Here is a 17,944-nt window from a genome sequence, read left to right as displayed (position 1 = left end):
CAGGCGCAATCCGTTGAATGCACCCATGGATGGGAAGAGCGGCATTGCTCCCAGTGTGGATGTTACCGAATGTCACAAGCGCTCATCCTGGTGATGATGGAAGAGGGGCAGATTTTCGATACGGCGCGCATGCGGGAATGGCTGGCGGCTCGGCGCGTGCTGGTGCCTGTTCCTTCCATCGATCATACCCAGGCAATATTGGCGCGTTGAACGCATGTAGCCGCGGGCATGGTGTACCTGGCTTGGTGGACTGCGGCATCATAGCGTGCCCGGCCATCAACGCACCCAGGAGACCACGATGATCAACACTGGCGATCTATTGCCCGACGTTACGCTGTACGCGTACAACAATGACGAAGGCGCCTGCGCGATCGGGCCGAATGCCTTTTCCGTTCACGAGCGCTGCAAGCATAAAAAAGTGGTTGTTTTCGGTTTGCCCGGCGCGTTCACGCCTACCTGTTCCGAACGCCACGTCCCAGGTTATGTGGCTGAGGCACAAGCGTTGTTCGCCGCGGGCGTTGACGAAATCCTCTGCGTGTCCGTGAACGATGCGTTTGTCATGAATGCCTGGGGCAACAGCCTGCAGGTGGGCGAAAAGGTCAGGATGATTGGCGATGGCAACGGCGAATTCAGCGACGCACTGGGCTTGATCCAGGACCTGTCCGCGCGTGGATTGGGGCGCCGTTCCCTGCGTTATGCCATGGTTGTCGACAACCTGGTGGTCAAGCATGTTGCTGTCGAAGCGCCTGGCCAGTTCGAGGTCAGTGATGCAGCGAGCGTGCTGGCGGCGTTGCGTCAGTTGTAAGCGCCAGGCCTTTCAGTCAAGGACTGTCAGGGGCGCCGAAGAATATGTTCAATCCGACCCGATAACAACAAGGTATACCCGGTTGAAACTTCACCAACTCAAGGCGTTGGTCGCCATCCACAACGCAGGCAGCATCCTTGAGGCTTCCAAGCTCATGCACATTACCCAGCCTGCGCTGAGCCGTTCGATCAAGGAGCTGGAACGGGAAGTCGGCTTCAGCCTGTTGCAGCGGTCGCACAAAGGCATGGCCCTTACCGAGGAAGGCAAGCGCGTCATCCGCCACGCCAACCTCGTGGTGGAGAGCATCCGTCGACTGCAGATCGAAGCGGCGAGCATTCAGGATGCCGCGCTGGGCGCGGTGTCGATCGGGGTGACCTCGCTGACGGCGATGCTCGATGGTGTCGATGAAAGCATCCTGGCCTTCCGGCGCAAGTACCCGCGGGTGAAGATCACCATCACCGACTTGCGTCCCAGCCAGATCCTGCAACGCCTGCGCGACGGCAGCCTGGACTTTGCCATTACCTCGCAGCAACCCCTGAGCCGGCTGAGCCTGGACTGGGAGGCGCTCGGCAGCATCAAGGGCAGGGTGATTTGCCACGCGTCCAATGCACAAAAGTTTTCCAAGTCTTTGCGCACCTTGCAGTACGGCCACTGGATCAGCCTGGATGAGCTGTCGGACCAGGCTTCGCAGTTTCACCAGCTGTTCGAGGTCAACGGCCTCCAGGTGCCGCACAACACCGTTGAATGCACCTCGGTGATGATGGCGCTCAAGCTGCTGAAGAATACCGAATCGTTGATGACCATCAGCGAGCTGGCGGTGGACCAAGGGTTTACCTTTAGTGTGGATGGCGAGTACGTGGTCATGGCCGTGCAGGAGTTGATTCCGGACTACCCCATCAACCTGGTCTGTATCGACCGCCACAGCCTTACAGCGCCTGCCCAGGAGCTGTTTCACAGCTTGCGCGGGCAGGTGCTCAGGCAAACCCGTCCCGTGGCCTCAGAAGTGGTAGTACATGCCTAGCGAGACATTGCTGGGGTTGTCGCCAACCTGATCCACCGGGGTGCCAGCGTAGGTGACCGACGACGCACGCTGGTTGGCAATCAGGCCCAGCCGGCCATAGATGGCCCAGCGTGGGTTGATGAAATGGTCATAGCCAATCATCACGCCTGCTGCGTCCTTGTCGCGGGCGGTAACCTGGCGCTGCATCACGGCCAGGCGCAGCACGTCCCGCTCGCCGACCGGCGCCATCACCCCGAAGGTGTACAGCGTGGTACTGGGCGTGCCGGCCTGGTCTACGTCCTGGCGTTGCCAGGTCAGGCTGGTGGCCAGTGGGCCGAAATCGTAGAACGCCGATAGGCTCTTGTAGTAGTTGGCGGTCTGACGCGAGGTGCCAGCGTCGTCCCAGGGGTCGCTGTAGTACAGGTTGTAGGAGGCCAGCAGCATCACCCGGCTGTTACGATACTGCAGCCGGGCGCCACCACCGCGCACGGTGCGCCCCTGGCTGGCGGCATCGTCGAAGCCGAAGCTTAGCGCGGTGCCGATGCTGAAACCGTTCAGGTTCGGGCTGGTGTAGGCCAGGGTGTGCTTGGGGCGCAGGTCCAGGTAATAGGCGCCCTTGCCGGCGGCAGGCAGGGCCAGGTAGGTGTAGGGCGAGCCATATGTGGCCAGGAACGGGTCGGCGTAGGTGGGCGTGCCCATGCTGTAGGTCTTGCCGAACTCAAGCTTGCCCAGGGTGCGCGAGCGCAGCGCTAGCGTTGCCAGGCGCAGGGTGCCAATGGTGTCCCAGGTGCCCTCCAGGGCTTTGCCATTGACGTTGAAGCCTTCCTCGACGTCCAGTTCCAGTACGGTGTCAGGGGTAAGCCCCTTGCGGGCATACAGCCCGACCTTGTTGGTCCAGGCGCCGCCGCCGGCCAGGCGAAAGCCCGAGTGGTGCTGCGAGTCGTGATAGCTGGCGAATGCATCCACGGTGCCGTAGACCTTGAGCTTGTCATCGAAACCGTAATCCACCCCGTAATAGCCAAAACCCGGTGCAATCCGGCCGAGCGTCGGAAAGCCCTCGGCCTGTGCCTGCACGGCAAGGCATGCCCCTTGGATCATCAACAACAACGACGTAGTGCGAGTGTTCATTCACGACTCCAGGCCAGCACAGTGATGTGGTGGCTGTAGCGTCGGTGAACAGCACGTTGCAGCGTGATTGCTTATTCGGCCATGTCATGCCGTTTGGTTAATCAAGGCCCCGCGGGGCGTTACGGTTGGCGAGAACGACTGGAGTAGACAGGCGCTGATCACGCTGCGGGGCCGCGCTCCATGCCCGGATGAGTGAGCATTATCGGGGCAGCGCGCAGGGGCAAGGCAATCTGTGCGCCACGTTAGGGCAATTTGGTCAATGACCGGGTCGGTCAATTAACCATCGGTTAGCCACATGCCGAAACTGCAAGTGTGTTGGGTGCCCGATTGGCCGATATTCGCTGCACGCCGCGAATTGCCATCGGAGATAACAATGACCACACCGCTACCCGCACCGCCCCTTATGCAGACGGGCGCGCATTCAGCCGCGCAGGCATCTTCCTCACGTAAAACCTTGATTGCCTGCTCGCTGGGCAATGCACTGGAAATGTACGACTTCACGATCTACAGCTTCTTCGCTGTGCTGATCGGCAGGCATTTCTTCCCCTCCGAGTCGGCAATGGCATCGTTGTTGATGTCGCTGGCCACCTTCGGCGTCGGTTTCCTGATGCGCCCGGTGGGGGCGATGGTCATCGGTCGCTATGCCGACCGGCGCGGGCGCAAGGCGGCGCTTAGCCTTACCATCGGGCTGATGACCTTGGGCACAGCGCTGATCGCGTTTGCGCCCACCTACTCGCAGATCGGCATTTTTGCCACGGTGCTGCTGGTGGTCGGCCGGCTCATCCAGGGTATGTCGGCAGGCGGGGAGGTGGGTACTGCGTCAGTGTTCCTGATGGAGTCCAGCGCGGTTGGCAAGCGTTGCCAGAACGTCAGCTGGCAGGCCGCCAGCCAGGGCTACGCCGCCCTGCTGGGCGCCGGCTTCGGCTTTGCGCTCAGCCAGTTGCTCGACCCCGCTGCCCTGGAAAGCTGGGGCTGGCGCATACCGTTCATCTTTGGCCTGCTGATAGGCCCGGTCGGTTGGTACATACGCACGCGCTTGCCGGAAACCCACGAGGCCGCCGCAGCGCACAAGGCCGAGGCGGCGCTGGACGCCGAGGTGCTCAAACGTATCGCCCAAGGCATCGGCCTGATGGCCAGCTCGACCATCGGCATGTACCTGTTCGTGTTCTACATGCCCACCTACCTGACCACGGCCTTGCACTACCCGCCAGGCAGCGCAATGGCCATTGCCTGTATCAGCAGCGGCTGCATGGCGATCATCTGCCCGCTGGCGGGCAAGTTCGCCGACAGGTACCAGCTGCGCAAACGCCTGCTGGGGTGGACGGTAGCCACGCCAGTGGTGCTGACCCTGCCGGTGTTCTACCTGCTGGGGCAGGTGCAACACATGGGCCTGGCCATGATGTGCGTAGCGGTGCTGATCCTGCCTACCTGCATCGGTGCTGGTGCGTTCTTTGCGCTGATGATGGAGGGCTTCCCCAAAGCGCAGCGCTCCTTCGGTACCTCGGTCAGCTACAGCCTGGGGGTGACCATCTTCGGCGGGTTTTCGCCGCTGGTGGCGACCTGGCTGATTGCGGCGCTCGGCACCCCGTTGGCGCCGGCCTACTTCCTGCTGGCTGGCGGCGTTCTCAGCCTGGCCTGCCTCAAATACTTCCCCGAAAACACAGGATGCGAATGACATGGGCACTTTGAACATGACGGTCTTCCAGAATGATCAACCTCAGGCCCCGGCAGCAGAGCCGGATGAGTTCGTCGTGATCCGCCGGCAGATTCACGCCGCGCCGGAGCTTGGTGGCGACACGCCTGACACGGCGGCGCTGGTAGCCGACAAGTTGCAGGCCTGGGGTTATGAGGTGCATCGCAACGTGGGCGGGCATGGGGTTGTCGGGGTGTTGCAGGTAGGGGAAAGCCCTCGCAGCATTGGCCTGCGAGCTGACATGGACGCACTGCCCATGAGTGAGAAGAACCCCTTTGCGCATGCCAGCAAAATCCCCGGCCGCATGCATGCCTGTGGGCATGACGGGCACACCGCGATCCTGTTGGCAGCTGCAGCACAGTTGGCGGCAACACGCAATTTCAACGGCACGTTGAACGTGATCTTTCAGCCGGACGAAGAGGGCCTGGCCGGGGCCAGGGCGATGATCGACGACGGCCTGTTCGAGCGCTTCCCGTGTGACTCGGTGTACGCGCTGCACAACATGCCCGGCATGCCAGTGGGCACCTGCGTGGTGCAAACCGGCCCAACCATGGCGTCCTCCGAGCGCGTCAGCATTCGTATCACGGGCAAAGGTGGCCACGGGGCGATGCCGGAACTGTCGGTGGACCCGGTAATGGCGTTGAACAGCCTGATCAGTGGCATCCAGACCATCAAGTCGCGCAACCTGAGCGTCGAGGACTATGCCGTCATCAGCATCGGCATGATCCAGGCCGGTACCGTCTACAACATCATTCCTGACGAGGCCAGCATGCTGCTGAGCGTGCGCACCGACACGGCCGAGACCCAGCAAAAGATCAACAGCCGCATTGACGCCCTGGCCAGGGGGCACGCCGAAAGCTTTGGCGTGGAGATCGATGTGCAATTCACTCAACTGGCGCCCGCGTTGTGCAACAGTGATCACGAAAGTGCGTTGCTGCGTGAAAGCCTGAGGCCATTGTTCGCCGACGGCTCGTTACTGGACAAGATGCCGAAGAAGGTCATGGGCACCGAAGACTTTGCCTACATGTTGCAGGCGCGACCTGGCTGTTACTTCATGCTGGGGAATGGTACAGGCGAGTTCCATGGGTGCTCGGTGCATAACCCGCACTACGATTTCAATGATGCGTTGGTGAAGATCGGCGCCGATTGTTGGGTAAAGTGGGTGCAGGACTACCTGCGTTGATGCCGTTGTCGGGGGGCCACGGCCCCCACAGCCCCTGCGAGCGCTGCTTCACCCTGTGGTAGCAGCTGTTTTGCACAGCGCCTGAAAGCCTGCGCGATCACGGTGGGAGCAACTGTCTTGCTCAACTTCTAAAAGCTGGCGCGATCACTGTGGGAGCGGGCTTGCCCCGCGAACACGGGCGAAGCCCGTGCCATCCAGCGCGCAGCCTGCTTCGCGGGCACGCTGCTCCCACAGCAGCCAACCCTGCCACGTGCTACAGCAATTGAACGTCCCGCCACGCCAGGGCTCTCACAAGCAAAGGGTACAGCGAGGCCACCTTCATGAGCATCGAGCGCAGCATTCCCGAACTGAAAGCCTGGTACGCCCAGTACGATGACATCAGTTACCGGCGCGAGTCACCGGATGCCTACCACCATGAACTGGTTCGTACCGCAGAAGCCCTGCGCGACGATGGCACCATCGACTGGGATGACTGGCTGGCGCTCAAGGCGCTGGCCGATGAGGCGCATATCCGCGCCCTGGAAGATGCCGTGCAGGCCCATGTCAGCGACCCTGACGCATGAAAGCGATGAAAATTGCCACCTTCAATATCAATGGCATCCGCAGCCGCTTGCCCGCGCTGCTGGCCTGGCTGGAGCGCGAGCAGCCCGATATCGCCTGCCTGCAGGAGCTGAAGGCGAGCGACCAGCAGTTCCCTCGCGCGCAGTTGGAGGCGGCAGGTTATGGCTGCCTTTACCAAGGGCAACCCTCCTGGAACGGGGTGGCCATCCTGGCGCGGGGCAGCGATCCGCTGGAGGTTCGGCGCGGCGTGCCAGGCATGGAGGATGACAGCCAGAGCCGCTATCTGGAAGCGGCGGTACACGGGGTGCTGGTAGCGTGCCTCTACTTGCCGAACGGCAACCCGCAGCCAGGGCCCAAGTTCGATTACAAGCTGCGCTGGTTCGAATGCCTGATCAAGCATGCGCATAGCCTGTATCAAAGCGGCCACCCCACGCTGCTGGCCGGTGATTTCAATGTCGTGCCCACCGACATGGATATCTACAACCCCCGCTCCTGGCTGAAGGACGCCTTGCTCCAGCCTGAGTCGCGCGCGTGTTACCAGCAACTGCTGGACCAGGGCTGGGTCGATGCCATACGCCATCTGTACCCGGACGAGCGTGTCTACACCTTTTGGGACTATTTCCGAAACCACTGGCCGCGCAATGCCGGGTTACGCATCGACCACCTGTTGCTGAACGCCGAACTGGCCCCCTACCTGAAGCAGGCGGGGGTGGATGCCTGGGTGCGCAACGAGGTCAAGGCCAGCGATCATGCACCCGCCTGGATAGCGCTGGGTGCACGTCGCGCCCGATCAAAGAACGTGTGAAAACGCCTGGCCCGCGCAGCTGCGCGGGCTCTGTTCGGGCGTCATTTTTTGCCGGGCAGCACTGAGCTGAGCACTTGCTTGGCCGTCTGCACAATGACCCCGGCCTGGTTCGGGTCACCCTTGAGCAAGGTGCTGGCGAACTTCTTTGCCTGCTCCAGCTTGATATGAGGTGGCAGAGGTGGCACGTTCGGGTCGGTCTTGAACTCGATCAGTACCGGCCGATCAGCGGCCAGTGCGCGCTCCCACGCTTCGGCGACGTCCTCTTCGCGGTCTACGTAGATCCCTTGCAGGCCAATGGAAATGGCGAATAAATGGTAGGGAACGTCAGGAATGGATTGCGAAGCCTCGAACTTGGGGTCGCCCTCCATCACCCGTTGCTCCCAAGTGACCTGGTTGAGGTCTTCGTTGTTGAACACTGCGCAGATCCACTGCGGGTTGTCCCACTGCTGCCAGTACTTGGCCACCGTGATCAATTCAGCCAGGTTGTTCATCTGCATGGCCCCATCACCTACCAGGGCAACCACCGCGCGCTGCGGGTGGGCGAACTTTGCCGCGATCGCATAGGGCACGGCCGCGCCCATGCAGGCCAGGCCACCGGACAGCGAGCACTGCATGCCCTGGCGGATCTGCAGGTCGCGGGCAAACCAGTTGGCGCAGGAGCCAGAATCGCTGGTGATGATGGCGTGCTCGGGCAGGCGCGGGGACAGTTCATGGACCACGCGTTGTGGGTTGATCGGGTCAGCCTTGACCAGGGCACGTTTGGCCACGGTCTTGTCCCACTGCGCACGCCAGGTCTCGACCTTGTCCCGCCAGCGCCGTTCGGTTTTGTGTTCGAGCAGTGGCAGCAGTGCGCGCAAAGTTTCACTGGCATCGCCGACCAGGTTGACCTCCATCGGGTAGCGCAGGCTGAGCATGTCGGGCTGCAGGTCGATCTGCACACCGCGCGCCTGGCCTTCCTTGGGTAAAAACTCGGAATAGGGGAAGCCGGAGCCGATCATCAGCAACGTGTCGCATTCGGTCATCAGCTGATAACTGGGTTCGGTGCCCAGCAGGCCGATCGATCCGGTAACCCACGGCAGGTCGTCTGGTAGAACAGCCTTGCCCAGCAGTGCCTTGGCCACGCCAGCGCCGAGTGTTTCGGCCACCGCAATAACCTCATCAGTCGCCTGCAGGGCGCCAGCGCCCACCAGGATTGCCACCTTGCGCCCGGCATTGAGCACATCGGCGGCGCGCTGCAGGTCTTCATCGAACGGCAACATCCGGGGCTTGCTGTAGCCGATGCCGGAATGCACGGTACCGTGAGCCCTCGGTGGTTCGTGGTAGGGCAGGTCCTGCAGGTCGTTGGGCAGGATCACGGCGGTGACGCGGCGTTCGCCGACGGCCGTACGCACCGCGCGGTCGAGCAGGTGGCGCACCTGCTCCGGGGTCGAGGCTTGTTGTACGAACGCGCCAGCGACGTCCTTGAACATGGACACCAAGTCGAGCTCCTGCTGGTAATGCCCGCCCAAGGCCGCACGGGCCTGTTGGCCGACGATGGCCAGCACCGGCTGATGGTCCATACGCGCATCGTACAGGCCAGTAAGCAGGTGCGAAGCGCCCGGGCCGGAGGTGGCCATGCAAACACCGAGCTCGCCGGTGAACTTGGCATGGGCGCTGGCCATGAAGGCGGCCATTTCCTCGTGGCGGGCCTGGATGAATTCAATCTTGCCGTTGGCCCGGCTCAGCGCGCCGAACACGCCGTTGATGCCGTCGCCGGGGTAACCGAAGATGCGCCGCACGCCCCATTGATACAAACGCTCCACCAGAAAGTCGCCTACCGTGCCGGTCATTGCCTGCTCCCGTTCCGTGATTGATAGGTGTCTGGACTTGGCACGCGTCGATAAAGTTTCAACGGTGTGCACACTGCAGTGAGCGGTCTGCAAGACGTGGCATCAGCGCCACCCTGTGCCTTTCTCCGGTCGCGCCCGATCTGGCGAGGCGCCTTCTCCTCATGCAGCCCGCTGCTCACCCTTGAGCAGTTTTTTCTGGGCTTCCATGGCAGCCCCCAGTTCGTCCAGTTGGTCTTTACCAAGAAGCTTTTTCGCCGTGGGGAAAAGCGCCTCTTCCTCTTCCTCGATGTGATGTTCGAGCAGCTCCTTCATCACCTTCACCCGACCGGCGAATTCAAGGGTGCCGGTGTCCGTATTGAGCAGATCAGGGAGCACCAGGGCATCGACAGTCCGGTGTTCTTCCTTGGCTTCGTAATACATCTTGGCTTCCTCCTTGCCACCGGCCTGCTTGATGGCGGGGTAGAGGATGTCTTCCTCAAGGGCCGTGTGAACCTGCAATTCCTGCTCGATGCGGTGGAGCAGATCGGCGCGCTTCTTTACGGCACGCTCAGTGGTCGAGGAGAGCTCTTCCAACAGCTTCTTGACCAGTTTGTGGTCTTGAATCAGCAGATCGATAGCATTCATGGTGTCACCTCGTTGCGGGCGAATGGATAATGGCTTCCTTGGTGTTGAGTGGCAGTGGCGGGCAGGGTTCAACGATGTTGATGTCTGGTAGCACAGGCGCGATGCGTTATCGCCTGTGCTCTTGAGCGACTGGGGCCGTCGTGCGGTTCAAAGGATAGGTTTGCCCCCTGTAACGCCGTAGCGCGAACCCGAGATGTAGCTGGCCTCATCCGAGCCCAGCAATACATAGATCGGCGCCACCTCGACCGGTTGCCCCGGCCGCCCCATGGGGTAACCTGAACCGAAGTTCTTCACCGCTTCATCAGGCATGGTGGCCGGGATCAATGGTGTCCAGATAGGGCCGGGGGCCACGCTGTTCACTCGAATCCCTTGCTTGCCCAGCAACTGGGCGAGGCCAGCGGTGAAATTGGCGATAGCCCCTTTGGTGGCGGCATAGGCCAACAGGCTGGGTGACGGGTCGTCGGAGTTGACCGAGCTGGTGTTGATGATCGAACCGCCCTTGGGCATGGAGGGCAGAGCGCGCTGGCAAATGCGGAAAATGGCAGTGATGTTGGTGTCGAACGTCATCACCCATTCATCGTCGTCAATGTCGGCCAGGCTCTCGTGGGCCATCTGGAACGCGGCGTTGTTGACCAGGATATCGATGCGCCCGAACTGTGCCACGGTCTTGTCGACAATGTCGTAGCACTGCTGTTTCTGTGCCAGGTCGCCGGGTAGCAGCAAGCATTGGCGGCCAGCGGCCTCGACCCAGCGCGCCGTTTCCTGCGCATCTTCGTGTTCATTCAGATAGGCAATGGCCACGTCAGCACCCTCACGCGCATAGGCGATTGCCACCGCGCGCCCGATGCCGCTGTCGGCTCCGGTAATCAGGGCGATCTTGCCTTCGAGCCGGTTGTTGCCGGTGTAGGTCTGCTCGCCACAGTCCGGATACGGCTCCATCTTGCGTTGTGAACCGGGAACGCTTTGCGGTTGGGATGGGAAGGGAGGGGTAGGGTAGTCGCTCATGGTGGTCACTCCAGCAGTCGGAAACGTTCGTTACCGTTCGAGGGGGCAGCGCTGCCGGTGTTGAAGTGGATACTGGCTTTGTGCGACGGGCGGTTGTCCCATGCATTGCCAATGAATTTTCGTTGCCTGGACAGCTCTACCGCTGACCGGTCTTGCGCTGTCACGGGCAAGGCTCACGCATTCAAGGAGTACCCCAGTGCCTCGAATCATCACGCCCAGCACACCTGAACATGAGATCGATCAGCAAAATGCAAGGATGTTCGGTACGCCGAAAGAGCGGCTGGACTTCTATCGACGCGAAATTCAGTACGAGACCAGCATCCTGGCCAACCGCACTGATGCCTATCTCACGGCGCAGTCGTTTCTGGTCATCGCGTACGTCTCGGCGATGAATAACCTGAACCAGGGCTGGGGCGAGATGTTCACCTTGATGGTGCCGGCTTTTCTGGCACTGCTCGGTGTGCTCAGTACACTGAACGCCTGGCCAGGCATTCGCGCGGCGTTCCGCATCATCGAGCACTGGCAGTTGAAGCAAAGCCACTTGCTGCGCAGCGAGCCAATGATGGGGTTGGCTTATGATGAATCGCCGCTGTTCTGCGAGGCTGAAACTTCTCAGGCGGGCCACCGCAAGTCGTTGCTGTTTTCCTTGCGTACGCCCTGGATTTTTCTCGGGTTCTGGATCTTGCTGGGCAGCTATTCGGTTTTCATCCAGCTGGCGTGACCAGCGCCTCCTGGTCGGCAACCGGTGCGACCAGGAGACGGGCTGACGATGATCAGACTCAGCCTGCCAGCGCCTTGATCAATTGTTCATTGAAGGCAGGAATATCATCCGGCTGGCGGCTGGTGATCAGGTTGCCATCCACGACCACCTGTTCGTCCACCCACGTGCCGCCGGCATTGCGAATATCGTCCTGCAAGGTCTTGTAGCTGGTCATTCGCTTGCCTTTGGCCAACCCGCTCGACACCAACAGCCACGCGCCGTGACAGATGACGGCCAGCGGCTTGCCCGCCGCATCATGGCTTTTTACCAGCTTTTGCGCGCCGGGGATCAGGCGAATCGTGTCGGAGTTCTGCACGCCGCCGGGCAGCACCAGGGCGTCGTAGAGGTCAAGCTGCGCGCTGTCGAAGGTAGCATCCACGTTGAATTCGTCGGCGGGTTTGTCATGGTTCCAGCCCCGTACGGTGCCTTCCTTTTCGCCCAGGATATCCACCACCGCGCCACTGTTTTGCAGCGCCTCACGCGGGCCGGTCAGTTCTACCTGCTCGAAGCCATCGGTGACCAGAAAGGCCACGCGCTTGCCGTTAAGTTGTGCACTCATCATATGTTTCCTCGTACTGATAGGCCTTCCATAAGGGCCCACAAACAGCGAGCAAAGTTCCTGCTAGATGCTCGGCGGGTCATCCAGCCATGACGAGCAAGCTGCATGAGGTAGCAACGCCCCCTGCTAAATTGGCTACAGTTAGCGTCACAAAAGATGGCGCAATGAAATTATTGACCGGCCGCACAACTATTTTCACCGGTAGATGTCATTTTCAACGCCGGTACGAACGTCGTTCAGCCGGCCAGGCATTTTTCAGGAGCGAAGCGCATATGGCAGCACTGCAGAACAGCACGTTGGAAGCAATTGTCGGTGGTCAGGGGCAGTTGTTGGCGGAGTGGCTCAGCGCCCTGGAGGCCAACGGCGCGACGCGCAACATTCGTGAACATGACTTGCGCCAGGAAACCCGTGACTTCCTGCAGTTGGTGATCGACGGGCTGCGCAAAGAGGCGGGTACGCACATTGGCGCAGAAGGTTGGGAGGAGGCCCGACGTTTCCTCGAAAAACTCTCTGCCAGCCGTGCCCAGGTGGGGCAGGAGTCGCACCAAACGGCCTATTTCATTTTCGCCCTCAAGGGGCCGCTATTCAGACTGTTGCAAGCCCATTACGCAGAGCACCCTGCGCTGTTGGCCGAACAACTGTGGGAAATCTCCCAGCTGTTCGATGCATTTGGCCTGCACACCATCCGCACCTATCAGAAAAACCGCGAAGGCGTCATCAAGCGCCAGCAGGAAGAGTTGCTCGAGCTTTCCACCCCGGTGGTCAAACTCTGGGAGGGTGTACTGGCACTGCCGTTGATCGGCACACTGGATTCGCAACGCAGCCAGACAGTGATGGAGTCGCTGCTGCAACGCATTGTTGATACCGGCTCCGAGATTGCCATCATCGACATTACCGGGGTGCCTACAGTCGACACCTTGGTCGCGCAACACCTGCTCAAGACGGTAACGGCTATCCGCCTGATGGGCGCCGATTGCATCATCAGCGGTATTCGTCCCCAGATCGCCCAGACTATCGTGCACCTGGGCCTCGATCTGGGCACGCTGACTACCAAGTCCAACCTTGCTGACGCCTTGAAGCTGGCGCTTTCGCGTCTGGGTACCAGTACTGGCGAGAAGGTGTGAGGCGATGGAGCGTATTCCCATTCTGCAAATGGGTGAATTCCTGCTGGTAACCATCCAGGTCGACATGCACGACCAACTGGCGCTGCGCCTGCAGGACGATCTTACTGAGCGTTTAGACCATACTTCGGCCCGCGGCGTGCTGATCGATATTTCCGCGCTGGATATGGTCGATTCGTTCATTGGCCGCATGATCGCCAGTATTTCTGGCCTTTCGCGGATAATGGATGCCGAGACCGTGCTGGTCGGCATGCAACCTGCGGTGGCCATCACCCTCGTGGAGCTTGGCCTGACCTTGCCCGGGGTAAGCACGGCATTGAATGTCGACCGCGGCATGCATCTGTTGCGGCAGCGGGTAGGCCACTCATGAGCATCCGCCAGAGTGGCAGCCAGCCGGTGCGCGTGGAGCAGGACGTGGTACTGGCCCGGCAACTGACCCGCAAGCTCGCCACCGACTGCGGCATGCGGCTGGTCGACCTGACCAAACTGGTCACGGCTGTCAGTGAGCTGGCACGCAACACCGTGGTATACGGGGGGGGCGGGGATATGGACTGGGCGGTCATCGAAGAAGCCGGGCGCGTAGGCCTGCGCCTGTTGTTTCGTGACGAGGGGCCGGGCATCGCCGATGTCAAACTGGCCCTCACCGATGGCTGGACGTCGGGTGGCGGGCTTGGCCTGGGCTTGACCGGCGCTCGCCGGCTGGTAGACGAATTTGATCTGGACACCACTCCCGGGCAAGGCACCCGGGTAACGATCACCCGATGGGCCTGAACCTGGCAGCGAGTTTGACGCAGGTGCTGCACATTGATGAGGCCAGCCAGGTCGGCCATGCCCGGCGTGTGGTCCAGAAGCTGGCCGAGCAGCTGGGTTTCTCTGCCGCCGACGCTGGCCGGGCAGCTATTGTTGCCACCGAGCTTGCCAGCAATGTGCTCAAGCACGCCGAGCGTGGCGAATTGCACCTTCGCGTGCTTGCGCATGGCGCCCACCCGGGTATGGAGCTGGTGGCGGTGGACCGTGCCCAGGGGTTCGACCTGGCCAGTTGCCTGGCTGATGGTTATTCCACCGGCGGTACCCAGGGCATCGGGCTAGGGGCGGTCAGCCGGCTGGCACAAGTGTTTGACGTGCACGCCGACGCGAAAGGCGCTGTGGTACTCGCGCGTATTTACCGGCAAGAGCATACGGCCGGGGATATACGCATCGGCGTATCCCAGCATTCGCTGCACGATGACCCCGCCTGCGGAGACAGTTGGCACGTGACGCTTGCCGAGCAGCGTTTCAGCGCCGTGATGATCGATGGCCTCGGCCATGGCGAAGAGGCCGAGCGTGCGGCCAAGGCGGGTATCCAGGCTTTTGCTTTGGCGCCATTCAGCGCGCCGGAGCACGTGCTTGGCGAAATGCACCATGCCATGGCCGGAACCCGTGGCGGTGCGGCTGCCATTGCCCAGTACGACGGCGCGGGTGACCGTCTGTCGTTTATCGGCATTGGCAATATCGGCGCAACCCTGGTCGGTACAGACCGGCCTCGCGGCCTTGCCTCACACCCGGGCATCGTCGGCGGGCAATACCGCAAGGGCCAGGTGTTCGACTACGCTCACGTGAAAGGAAATCTGTTGATCATGTTCAGTGACGGCCTGCAGTCCCGTTGGAATCTGCAAACCTACCCCGGGCTTGTTCACCGCCACCCGGCGGTCATCGCTGCCATATTGCATCGCGATTTCTGCCGTGGGCGGGATGATGTGACGGTGTTGGTCATCGACCTGGAGACTGTGCATGGCTGAACCCTCATCGAACAACAGCGTCGAGCAGGCCGACCTGATCGCCCGCTTGCAGGCCGAAAACCAGGCGTTGTGCGCTGAACTGGAGGACACCAACCAAGGGGTGCTGGCACTGTATGCCGAGCTGGACAGCCAGGCTGAGCAGCTGCGCCAGGCGTCGGACCTGAAAAGCCGCTTTCTGTCCTACATGAGCCACGAGTTCCGCACGCCGCTGGGTTCGATCCTGAGCATCACCAGCCTGCTCGCCGACGAGGTGGACGGGCCGTTGAGCAAGGAGCAGCAGTTGCAGGTGGCGTTTATCAATACCGCAACGCGTGAGCTGGGCGACATGGTCGACGACCTGCTGGACCTTGCCAAGATCGAGGCCGGCCGCATCACCATATCGCCGGCCTGGTTCGATATGCTCGACCTGTTCGCGGCCTTGCGCGGCATGTTCCGCCCGATCGTCGACACCGGCGCGGTGGATTTGATCTTCGAAGAGCCCCAGGGCCTGCCGAAGATGTACACGGATGACAAGAAGCTGGCGCAGATCCTTCGCAACTTCATCTCCAACGCCTTGAAGTTCACCACCCGCGGCGAAGTACGCGTGTCGGCGCAACTTCTGGGTACTGACCAGGTCCGTTTTGCCGTGAGCGATACAGGTATCGGTATCGCCCCTGAGCTGCTCGGCAGCTTGTTCGAAGACTTTGCCCAGGTCGATTCGCCGCTGCAGAAGCGCTTGCGCGGCACTGGGCTGGGGCTGTCGCTGTGCAAGCGTTTTGCCGCGCTGCTGGGCGGCAAGGTAGGGGTGGAAAGCACGCCTGGCAGCGGGTCGTGTTTTTTTGTCATCCTGCCGATGGCGCTGGCCCCGGAGAGCGCTGATGAACGCTGACATCCGCCTGCTGATCGTCGACGACAACGTTACCACACGCTATGCGCTGCGCCGCCGCCTGGCACTGCATGGGTACACGGTGACGGAGGCAGGCACCGGTGGCGAGGGGCTGGCGTTGATCGGCAGCGGGCAGTTCGATGCGCTGATCCTGGATGTCAACCTGCCGGACATGAGCGGCTTCGACATCGTCCGGCTGCTGCGTGCCAGGCCGGAAACGGCCTTGCTGCCGGTGATCCATGTATCGGCAGCGTCGATCCAGAGGGGTGACATCATTACCGGGCTCGATGCAGGCGCGGACGCTTATCTGGTCCACCCTGTGGACGCTGATGTGCTGGTGGCCACCCTCGGCACCCTGCTACGGGTGAGGGACACCGAACGGGCCTTGCGGGAAAGCGAGGCCAGTTTTCGGGAAATCTTCACCAATGTGTCAGCCCCGATCGCCGTGGTTGATGCAGGGCTGAAGGTGCATGAATGCAACCATGCCTTCGAGCAGTTGATCCAGGATAATCGCAACCCCGATGCGTTGCAGGAATGCTTCGCCGATGACCAGCAGACCGCCATCGCCGATTTGCGTCAGCACCTGCTTGCGGGGCAGCGCTGGCGTGGCACGTTAGCCATGCACGTGGGCGGCATGCCCCGGGATACCGAATGGCAGCTATCGCCCTACCGGAAGCCGGGATTGTGCCTGGTGTTTGTCGAGGACGTCACCGAGCATCGCCACCGCGAGCGCTCGCATCTGGCGCGGCTGGAGGATGCCAACACCCAGTTGGCGCGAGAGACGGCCCAGCGTGAGCAGACCGAGGCGCAACTGTTGCAGCTGCAGAAGATGGATGCGCTGGGCAGCCTGACAGGCGGTATTGCCCATGACTTCAACAACCTGTTGACCGGCATCATCACCAGCCTGGAGCTGATCCGCAAACGGGTAGCAGAGAACCGGACCGAAAAGGTCCCTGCCTACGCCGACGCGGCCTTGACCTCTGCCATGAGCGCCGCCTCGCTGACTCACCGTCTGCTCGCCTTCGCACGGCAGCAACCTCTGGACACGCGGCCAGTGGACATCAACGAGCGGGTTCGTTCACTGGAGGAACTGATCAATCGCACCATTGGTGAGCGAATCGTGCTGCAACTGCAGCTGTCACGCGAGCCCACCACCGCGCTGGTCGACCCGATCCAGCTGGAGAGCGCGGTACTCAACCTGGTGATCAACGCCCGCGACGCCTTGGCCAAGGGCGGGCATATCTGGGTGAATACGGCGGCGACCTTCTCACTCGGCGACCCCAACCTGCGCGATGGCCCTTATGTGGCGGTGACGGTGCGCGATGATGGCTGTGGTATCGCGCCGGAGCTGCTGGAAAAGGTCTTCGATCCATTTTTTACTACCAAGCCGGTAGGACAAGGTACCGGTCTTGGGCTATCGACCATCTACGGTTTTGCCCGCCAGTCGGGCGGGCACGTGTCGATCCACAGCGCGCCGGGGGTGGGCACCGAAGTCACCCTGATGTTGCCTGCCAGCGACGAGCAGGAGGCTTGCGAGGCGCACAGGCCGCAAGTCGACCAGCAAGGTGCCGGTGAATATGTGCTGGTGGTCGAGGACATGGCGTCGGTGCGCCTGTCAGTGGCAGAAGTACTGACCGATGCAGGATATCGTTGCATCCTGGCCCAAACCATCGAGCAGGCACTCGATCATCTGCGTGGAGATAGCGGCATTCAGTTGTTGCTGACCGACGTTGGCCTGCCAGGCATAAGCGGCCGCGAGCTGGCCGATATGGCGCGGATCTACCGGCCAGGGCTGCCGGTACTGTTCATGACGGGCTACGCGGAAACCGCTCTGGACCGCCAGGCGTTCCTGGGCAGCGGGATGGACCTGCTGATCAAGCCGTTCCAGATCAGCGAGCTGCTCGTCAAGATACGCCGGGCACTGGGTCATGCGACATGAGGTGCACTTTGCAGCAACTGCCTGCATAAGGCCGGTCAATATGGCCCCGGCTGCGCCGGGGTTCGCGGGGCAAGCCCGCTCCCACAGGTACGGCGCATGAGTTGCACGCAATGCGGTCCATGTGGGAGCGGGCTTGCCCCGCGAACACGGGCATAGCCCGTGCCAACCACCACACAGCCTGCTTCGGGTGCAAGCCCGCTTCCACAGGTTGTTTACAGGGAATCGGTTATCGCAGCTGAACGACCCGTCGCCATTGAACGTCAAACCATCATCGAGCACTTTACCAAGG

Annotated in this window: 19 protein-coding genes; 14 read left to right on the top strand and 5 right to left on the bottom strand. The window is 61.6% G+C overall.

Annotated elements, in window-relative coordinates; translation table 11 throughout:
* The first annotated feature begins 69 nt into the window (after positions 1–69).
* The 3 genes from LU684_RS04015 (at position 70) to LU684_RS04005 (ending at position 1,826) form a co-directional block, all read left to right on the top strand.
* Entirely contained in the window at positions 70–210 is a 141-nt protein-coding gene (locus LU684_RS04015) for a hypothetical protein (RefSeq protein WP_016486219.1), read from the top strand.
* An 88-nt stretch (positions 211–298) separates the two neighbouring features.
* Positions 299–805, top strand: coding sequence for a peroxiredoxin (locus LU684_RS04010; RefSeq protein WP_016486220.1), 507 nt, complete (start codon positions 299–301; stop codon positions 803–805).
* 82 nt (positions 806–887) lie between these two features.
* The gene (locus LU684_RS04005; protein WP_232894162.1) at positions 888–1,826 is read left to right on the top strand and encodes a LysR family transcriptional regulator; all 939 of its coding nucleotides are present in this window, start codon (positions 888–890) and stop codon (positions 1,824–1,826) included.
* On the opposite strand, the gene LU684_RS04000 is transcribed toward LU684_RS04005, so the two are convergent.
* Positions 1,803–2,933: a porin gene (locus LU684_RS04000; protein ID WP_016486222.1), complete on the bottom strand. Its 1,131-nt coding sequence runs from the start codon at positions 2,931–2,933 to the stop codon at positions 1,803–1,805. The genes LU684_RS04005 and LU684_RS04000 overlap by 24 nt on opposite strands.
* Before the next feature lie 373 nt (positions 2,934–3,306).
* On the opposite strand from LU684_RS04000, the gene LU684_RS03995 reads away from it, so the two are divergent.
* The 4 genes from LU684_RS03995 to xth all read left to right on the top strand — a co-directional run bounded on the left by LU684_RS03995 (position 3,307) and on the right by xth (position 7,175).
* Entirely contained in the window at positions 3,307–4,608 is a 1,302-nt protein-coding gene (locus LU684_RS03995) for an MFS transporter (RefSeq protein WP_232894161.1), read from the top strand.
* A 1-nt stretch (position 4,609) separates the two neighbouring features.
* Entirely contained in the window at positions 4,610–5,809 is a 1,200-nt protein-coding gene (locus LU684_RS03990) for a M20 aminoacylase family protein (RefSeq protein WP_442964196.1), read from the top strand.
* Positions 5,810–6,129: 320 nt separating this feature from the next.
* Positions 6,130–6,372 (top strand): hypothetical protein, encoded by a 243-nt coding sequence (locus LU684_RS03985; RefSeq protein ID WP_016486225.1) that lies wholly within the window; start codon positions 6,130–6,132, stop codon positions 6,370–6,372.
* Positions 6,369–7,175 (top strand): exodeoxyribonuclease III, encoded by an 807-nt coding sequence (xth, locus tag LU684_RS03980; RefSeq protein WP_016486226.1) that lies wholly within the window; start codon positions 6,369–6,371, stop codon positions 7,173–7,175. The genes LU684_RS03985 and xth overlap by 4 nt, the downstream gene beginning before the upstream one ends.
* 41 nt (positions 7,176–7,216) lie before the next feature.
* Here xth and LU684_RS03975 read toward each other — a convergent pair whose 3' ends face one another.
* From LU684_RS03975 to LU684_RS03965, 3 genes are all read right to left on the bottom strand, one after another.
* Positions 7,217–9,004, bottom strand: coding sequence for a thiamine pyrophosphate-requiring protein (locus LU684_RS03975; RefSeq protein ID WP_232894160.1), 1,788 nt, complete (start codon positions 9,002–9,004; stop codon positions 7,217–7,219).
* A 159-nt stretch (positions 9,005–9,163) separates the two neighbouring features.
* Positions 9,164–9,628: a hemerythrin domain-containing protein gene (locus tag LU684_RS03970; protein ID WP_016486228.1), complete on the bottom strand. Its 465-nt coding sequence runs from the start codon at positions 9,626–9,628 to the stop codon at positions 9,164–9,166.
* A 147-nt stretch (positions 9,629–9,775) separates the two neighbouring features.
* Positions 9,776–10,633, bottom strand: a complete 858-nt coding sequence (locus LU684_RS03965; RefSeq protein ID WP_060516732.1) for an SDR family oxidoreductase — start codon at positions 10,631–10,633, stop codon at positions 9,776–9,778.
* A gap of 196 nt (positions 10,634–10,829) precedes the next feature.
* Between LU684_RS03965 and LU684_RS03960 the strand changes: the two genes are divergently transcribed.
* On the top strand, positions 10,830–11,354 hold the full coding sequence (locus LU684_RS03960; protein ID WP_016486230.1) for a hypothetical protein: 525 nt from the start codon (positions 10,830–10,832) through the stop codon (positions 11,352–11,354).
* Between the two features lie 58 nt (positions 11,355–11,412).
* Here LU684_RS03960 and LU684_RS03955 read toward each other — a convergent pair whose 3' ends face one another.
* A complete protein-coding gene (locus LU684_RS03955; RefSeq protein ID WP_024717794.1) occupies positions 11,413–11,952 on the bottom strand; it encodes a type 1 glutamine amidotransferase domain-containing protein in 540 nt (179 codons plus the stop codon).
* A 272-nt stretch (positions 11,953–12,224) separates the two neighbouring features.
* Here LU684_RS03955 and LU684_RS03950 point away from each other — a divergent pair, with 272 nt between their 5' ends.
* From LU684_RS03950 to LU684_RS03925, 6 genes are read left to right on the top strand one after another with little or no spacing between them, the layout of a single operon-like run.
* The gene (locus LU684_RS03950) at positions 12,225–13,076 is read left to right on the top strand and encodes an STAS domain-containing protein (protein WP_016486232.1); all 852 of its coding nucleotides are present in this window, start codon (positions 12,225–12,227) and stop codon (positions 13,074–13,076) included.
* Between the two features lie 4 nt (positions 13,077–13,080).
* Complete coding sequence (locus LU684_RS03945) at positions 13,081–13,443, top strand: STAS domain-containing protein (RefSeq protein ID WP_016486233.1); 363 nt, start codon at positions 13,081–13,083, stop codon at positions 13,441–13,443.
* Positions 13,440–13,844: an anti-sigma regulatory factor gene (locus LU684_RS03940; RefSeq protein ID WP_016486234.1), complete on the top strand. Its 405-nt coding sequence runs from the start codon at positions 13,440–13,442 to the stop codon at positions 13,842–13,844. The genes LU684_RS03945 and LU684_RS03940 overlap by 4 nt, the downstream gene beginning before the upstream one ends.
* On the top strand, positions 13,835–14,851 hold the full coding sequence (locus LU684_RS03935; RefSeq protein WP_016486235.1) for an ATP-binding protein: 1,017 nt from the start codon (positions 13,835–13,837) through the stop codon (positions 14,849–14,851). The genes LU684_RS03940 and LU684_RS03935 overlap by 10 nt, the downstream gene beginning before the upstream one ends.
* Positions 14,844–15,719 carry a sensor histidine kinase gene (locus LU684_RS03930; protein WP_016486236.1) on the top strand — a complete coding sequence of 292 codons (876 nt, stop codon included), beginning with the start codon at positions 14,844–14,846 and terminating at the stop codon, positions 15,717–15,719. Before LU684_RS03935 ends, LU684_RS03930 begins: the two co-directional genes overlap by 8 nt.
* Complete coding sequence (locus tag LU684_RS03925; RefSeq protein ID WP_191087533.1) at positions 15,709–17,655, top strand: response regulator; 1,947 nt, start codon at positions 15,709–15,711, stop codon at positions 17,653–17,655. The genes LU684_RS03930 and LU684_RS03925 overlap by 11 nt, the downstream gene beginning before the upstream one ends.
* Positions 17,656–17,944: the final 289 nt, after the last annotated feature.

Source organism: Pseudomonas sp. NMI542_15 (assembly GCF_021283425.1).
Taxonomy (GTDB): domain Bacteria; phylum Pseudomonadota; class Gammaproteobacteria; order Pseudomonadales; family Pseudomonadaceae; genus Aquipseudomonas; species Aquipseudomonas fortuita.
The sequence above is the reverse complement of the archived record's forward strand: the minus strand, read 5'-3'. Positions and strand labels throughout refer to the sequence as shown.

Excerpts from the sequence above, each read along its gene's own strand:
- xth (WP_016486226.1), top strand. The coding sequence starts at position 6,369 with ATGAAAGCGATGAAAATTGCCACCTTCAATATCAATGGCATCCGCAGC.
- LU684_RS03985 (WP_016486225.1), top strand. The coding sequence starts at position 6,130 with ATGAGCATCGAGCGCAGCATTCCCGAACTGAAAGCCTGGTACGCCCAG.
- LU684_RS03940 (WP_016486234.1), top strand. The coding sequence starts at position 13,440 with ATGAGCATCCGCCAGAGTGGCAGCCAGCCGGTGCGCGTGGAGCAGGAC.
- LU684_RS04000 (WP_016486222.1), bottom strand. The coding sequence starts at position 2,933 with ATGAACACTCGCACTACGTCGTTGTTGTTGATGATCCAAGGGGCATGC.
- LU684_RS04010 (WP_016486220.1), top strand. The coding sequence starts at position 299 with ATGATCAACACTGGCGATCTATTGCCCGACGTTACGCTGTACGCGTAC.
- LU684_RS03925 (WP_191087533.1), top strand. The coding sequence starts at position 15,709 with ATGAACGCTGACATCCGCCTGCTGATCGTCGACGACAACGTTACCACA.
- LU684_RS04015 (WP_016486219.1), top strand. The coding sequence starts at position 70 with ATGTCACAAGCGCTCATCCTGGTGATGATGGAAGAGGGGCAGATTTTC.
- LU684_RS03935 (WP_016486235.1), top strand. The coding sequence starts at position 13,835 with ATGGGCCTGAACCTGGCAGCGAGTTTGACGCAGGTGCTGCACATTGAT.
- LU684_RS03955 (WP_024717794.1), bottom strand. The coding sequence starts at position 11,952 with ATGAGTGCACAACTTAACGGCAAGCGCGTGGCCTTTCTGGTCACCGAT.
- LU684_RS03970 (WP_016486228.1), bottom strand. The coding sequence starts at position 9,628 with ATGAATGCTATCGATCTGCTGATTCAAGACCACAAACTGGTCAAGAAG.
- LU684_RS03945 (WP_016486233.1), top strand. The coding sequence starts at position 13,081 with ATGGAGCGTATTCCCATTCTGCAAATGGGTGAATTCCTGCTGGTAACC.
- LU684_RS03965 (WP_060516732.1), bottom strand. The coding sequence starts at position 10,633 with ATGAGCGACTACCCTACCCCTCCCTTCCCATCCCAACCGCAAAGCGTT.
- LU684_RS03950 (WP_016486232.1), top strand. The coding sequence starts at position 12,225 with ATGGCAGCACTGCAGAACAGCACGTTGGAAGCAATTGTCGGTGGTCAG.
- LU684_RS03990 (WP_442964196.1), top strand. The coding sequence starts at position 4,610 with ATGGGCACTTTGAACATGACGGTCTTCCAGAATGATCAACCTCAGGCC.
- LU684_RS03995 (WP_232894161.1), top strand. The coding sequence starts at position 3,307 with ATGACCACACCGCTACCCGCACCGCCCCTTATGCAGACGGGCGCGCAT.
- LU684_RS03975 (WP_232894160.1), bottom strand. The coding sequence starts at position 9,004 with ATGACCGGCACGGTAGGCGACTTTCTGGTGGAGCGTTTGTATCAATGG.
- LU684_RS03930 (WP_016486236.1), top strand. The coding sequence starts at position 14,844 with ATGGCTGAACCCTCATCGAACAACAGCGTCGAGCAGGCCGACCTGATC.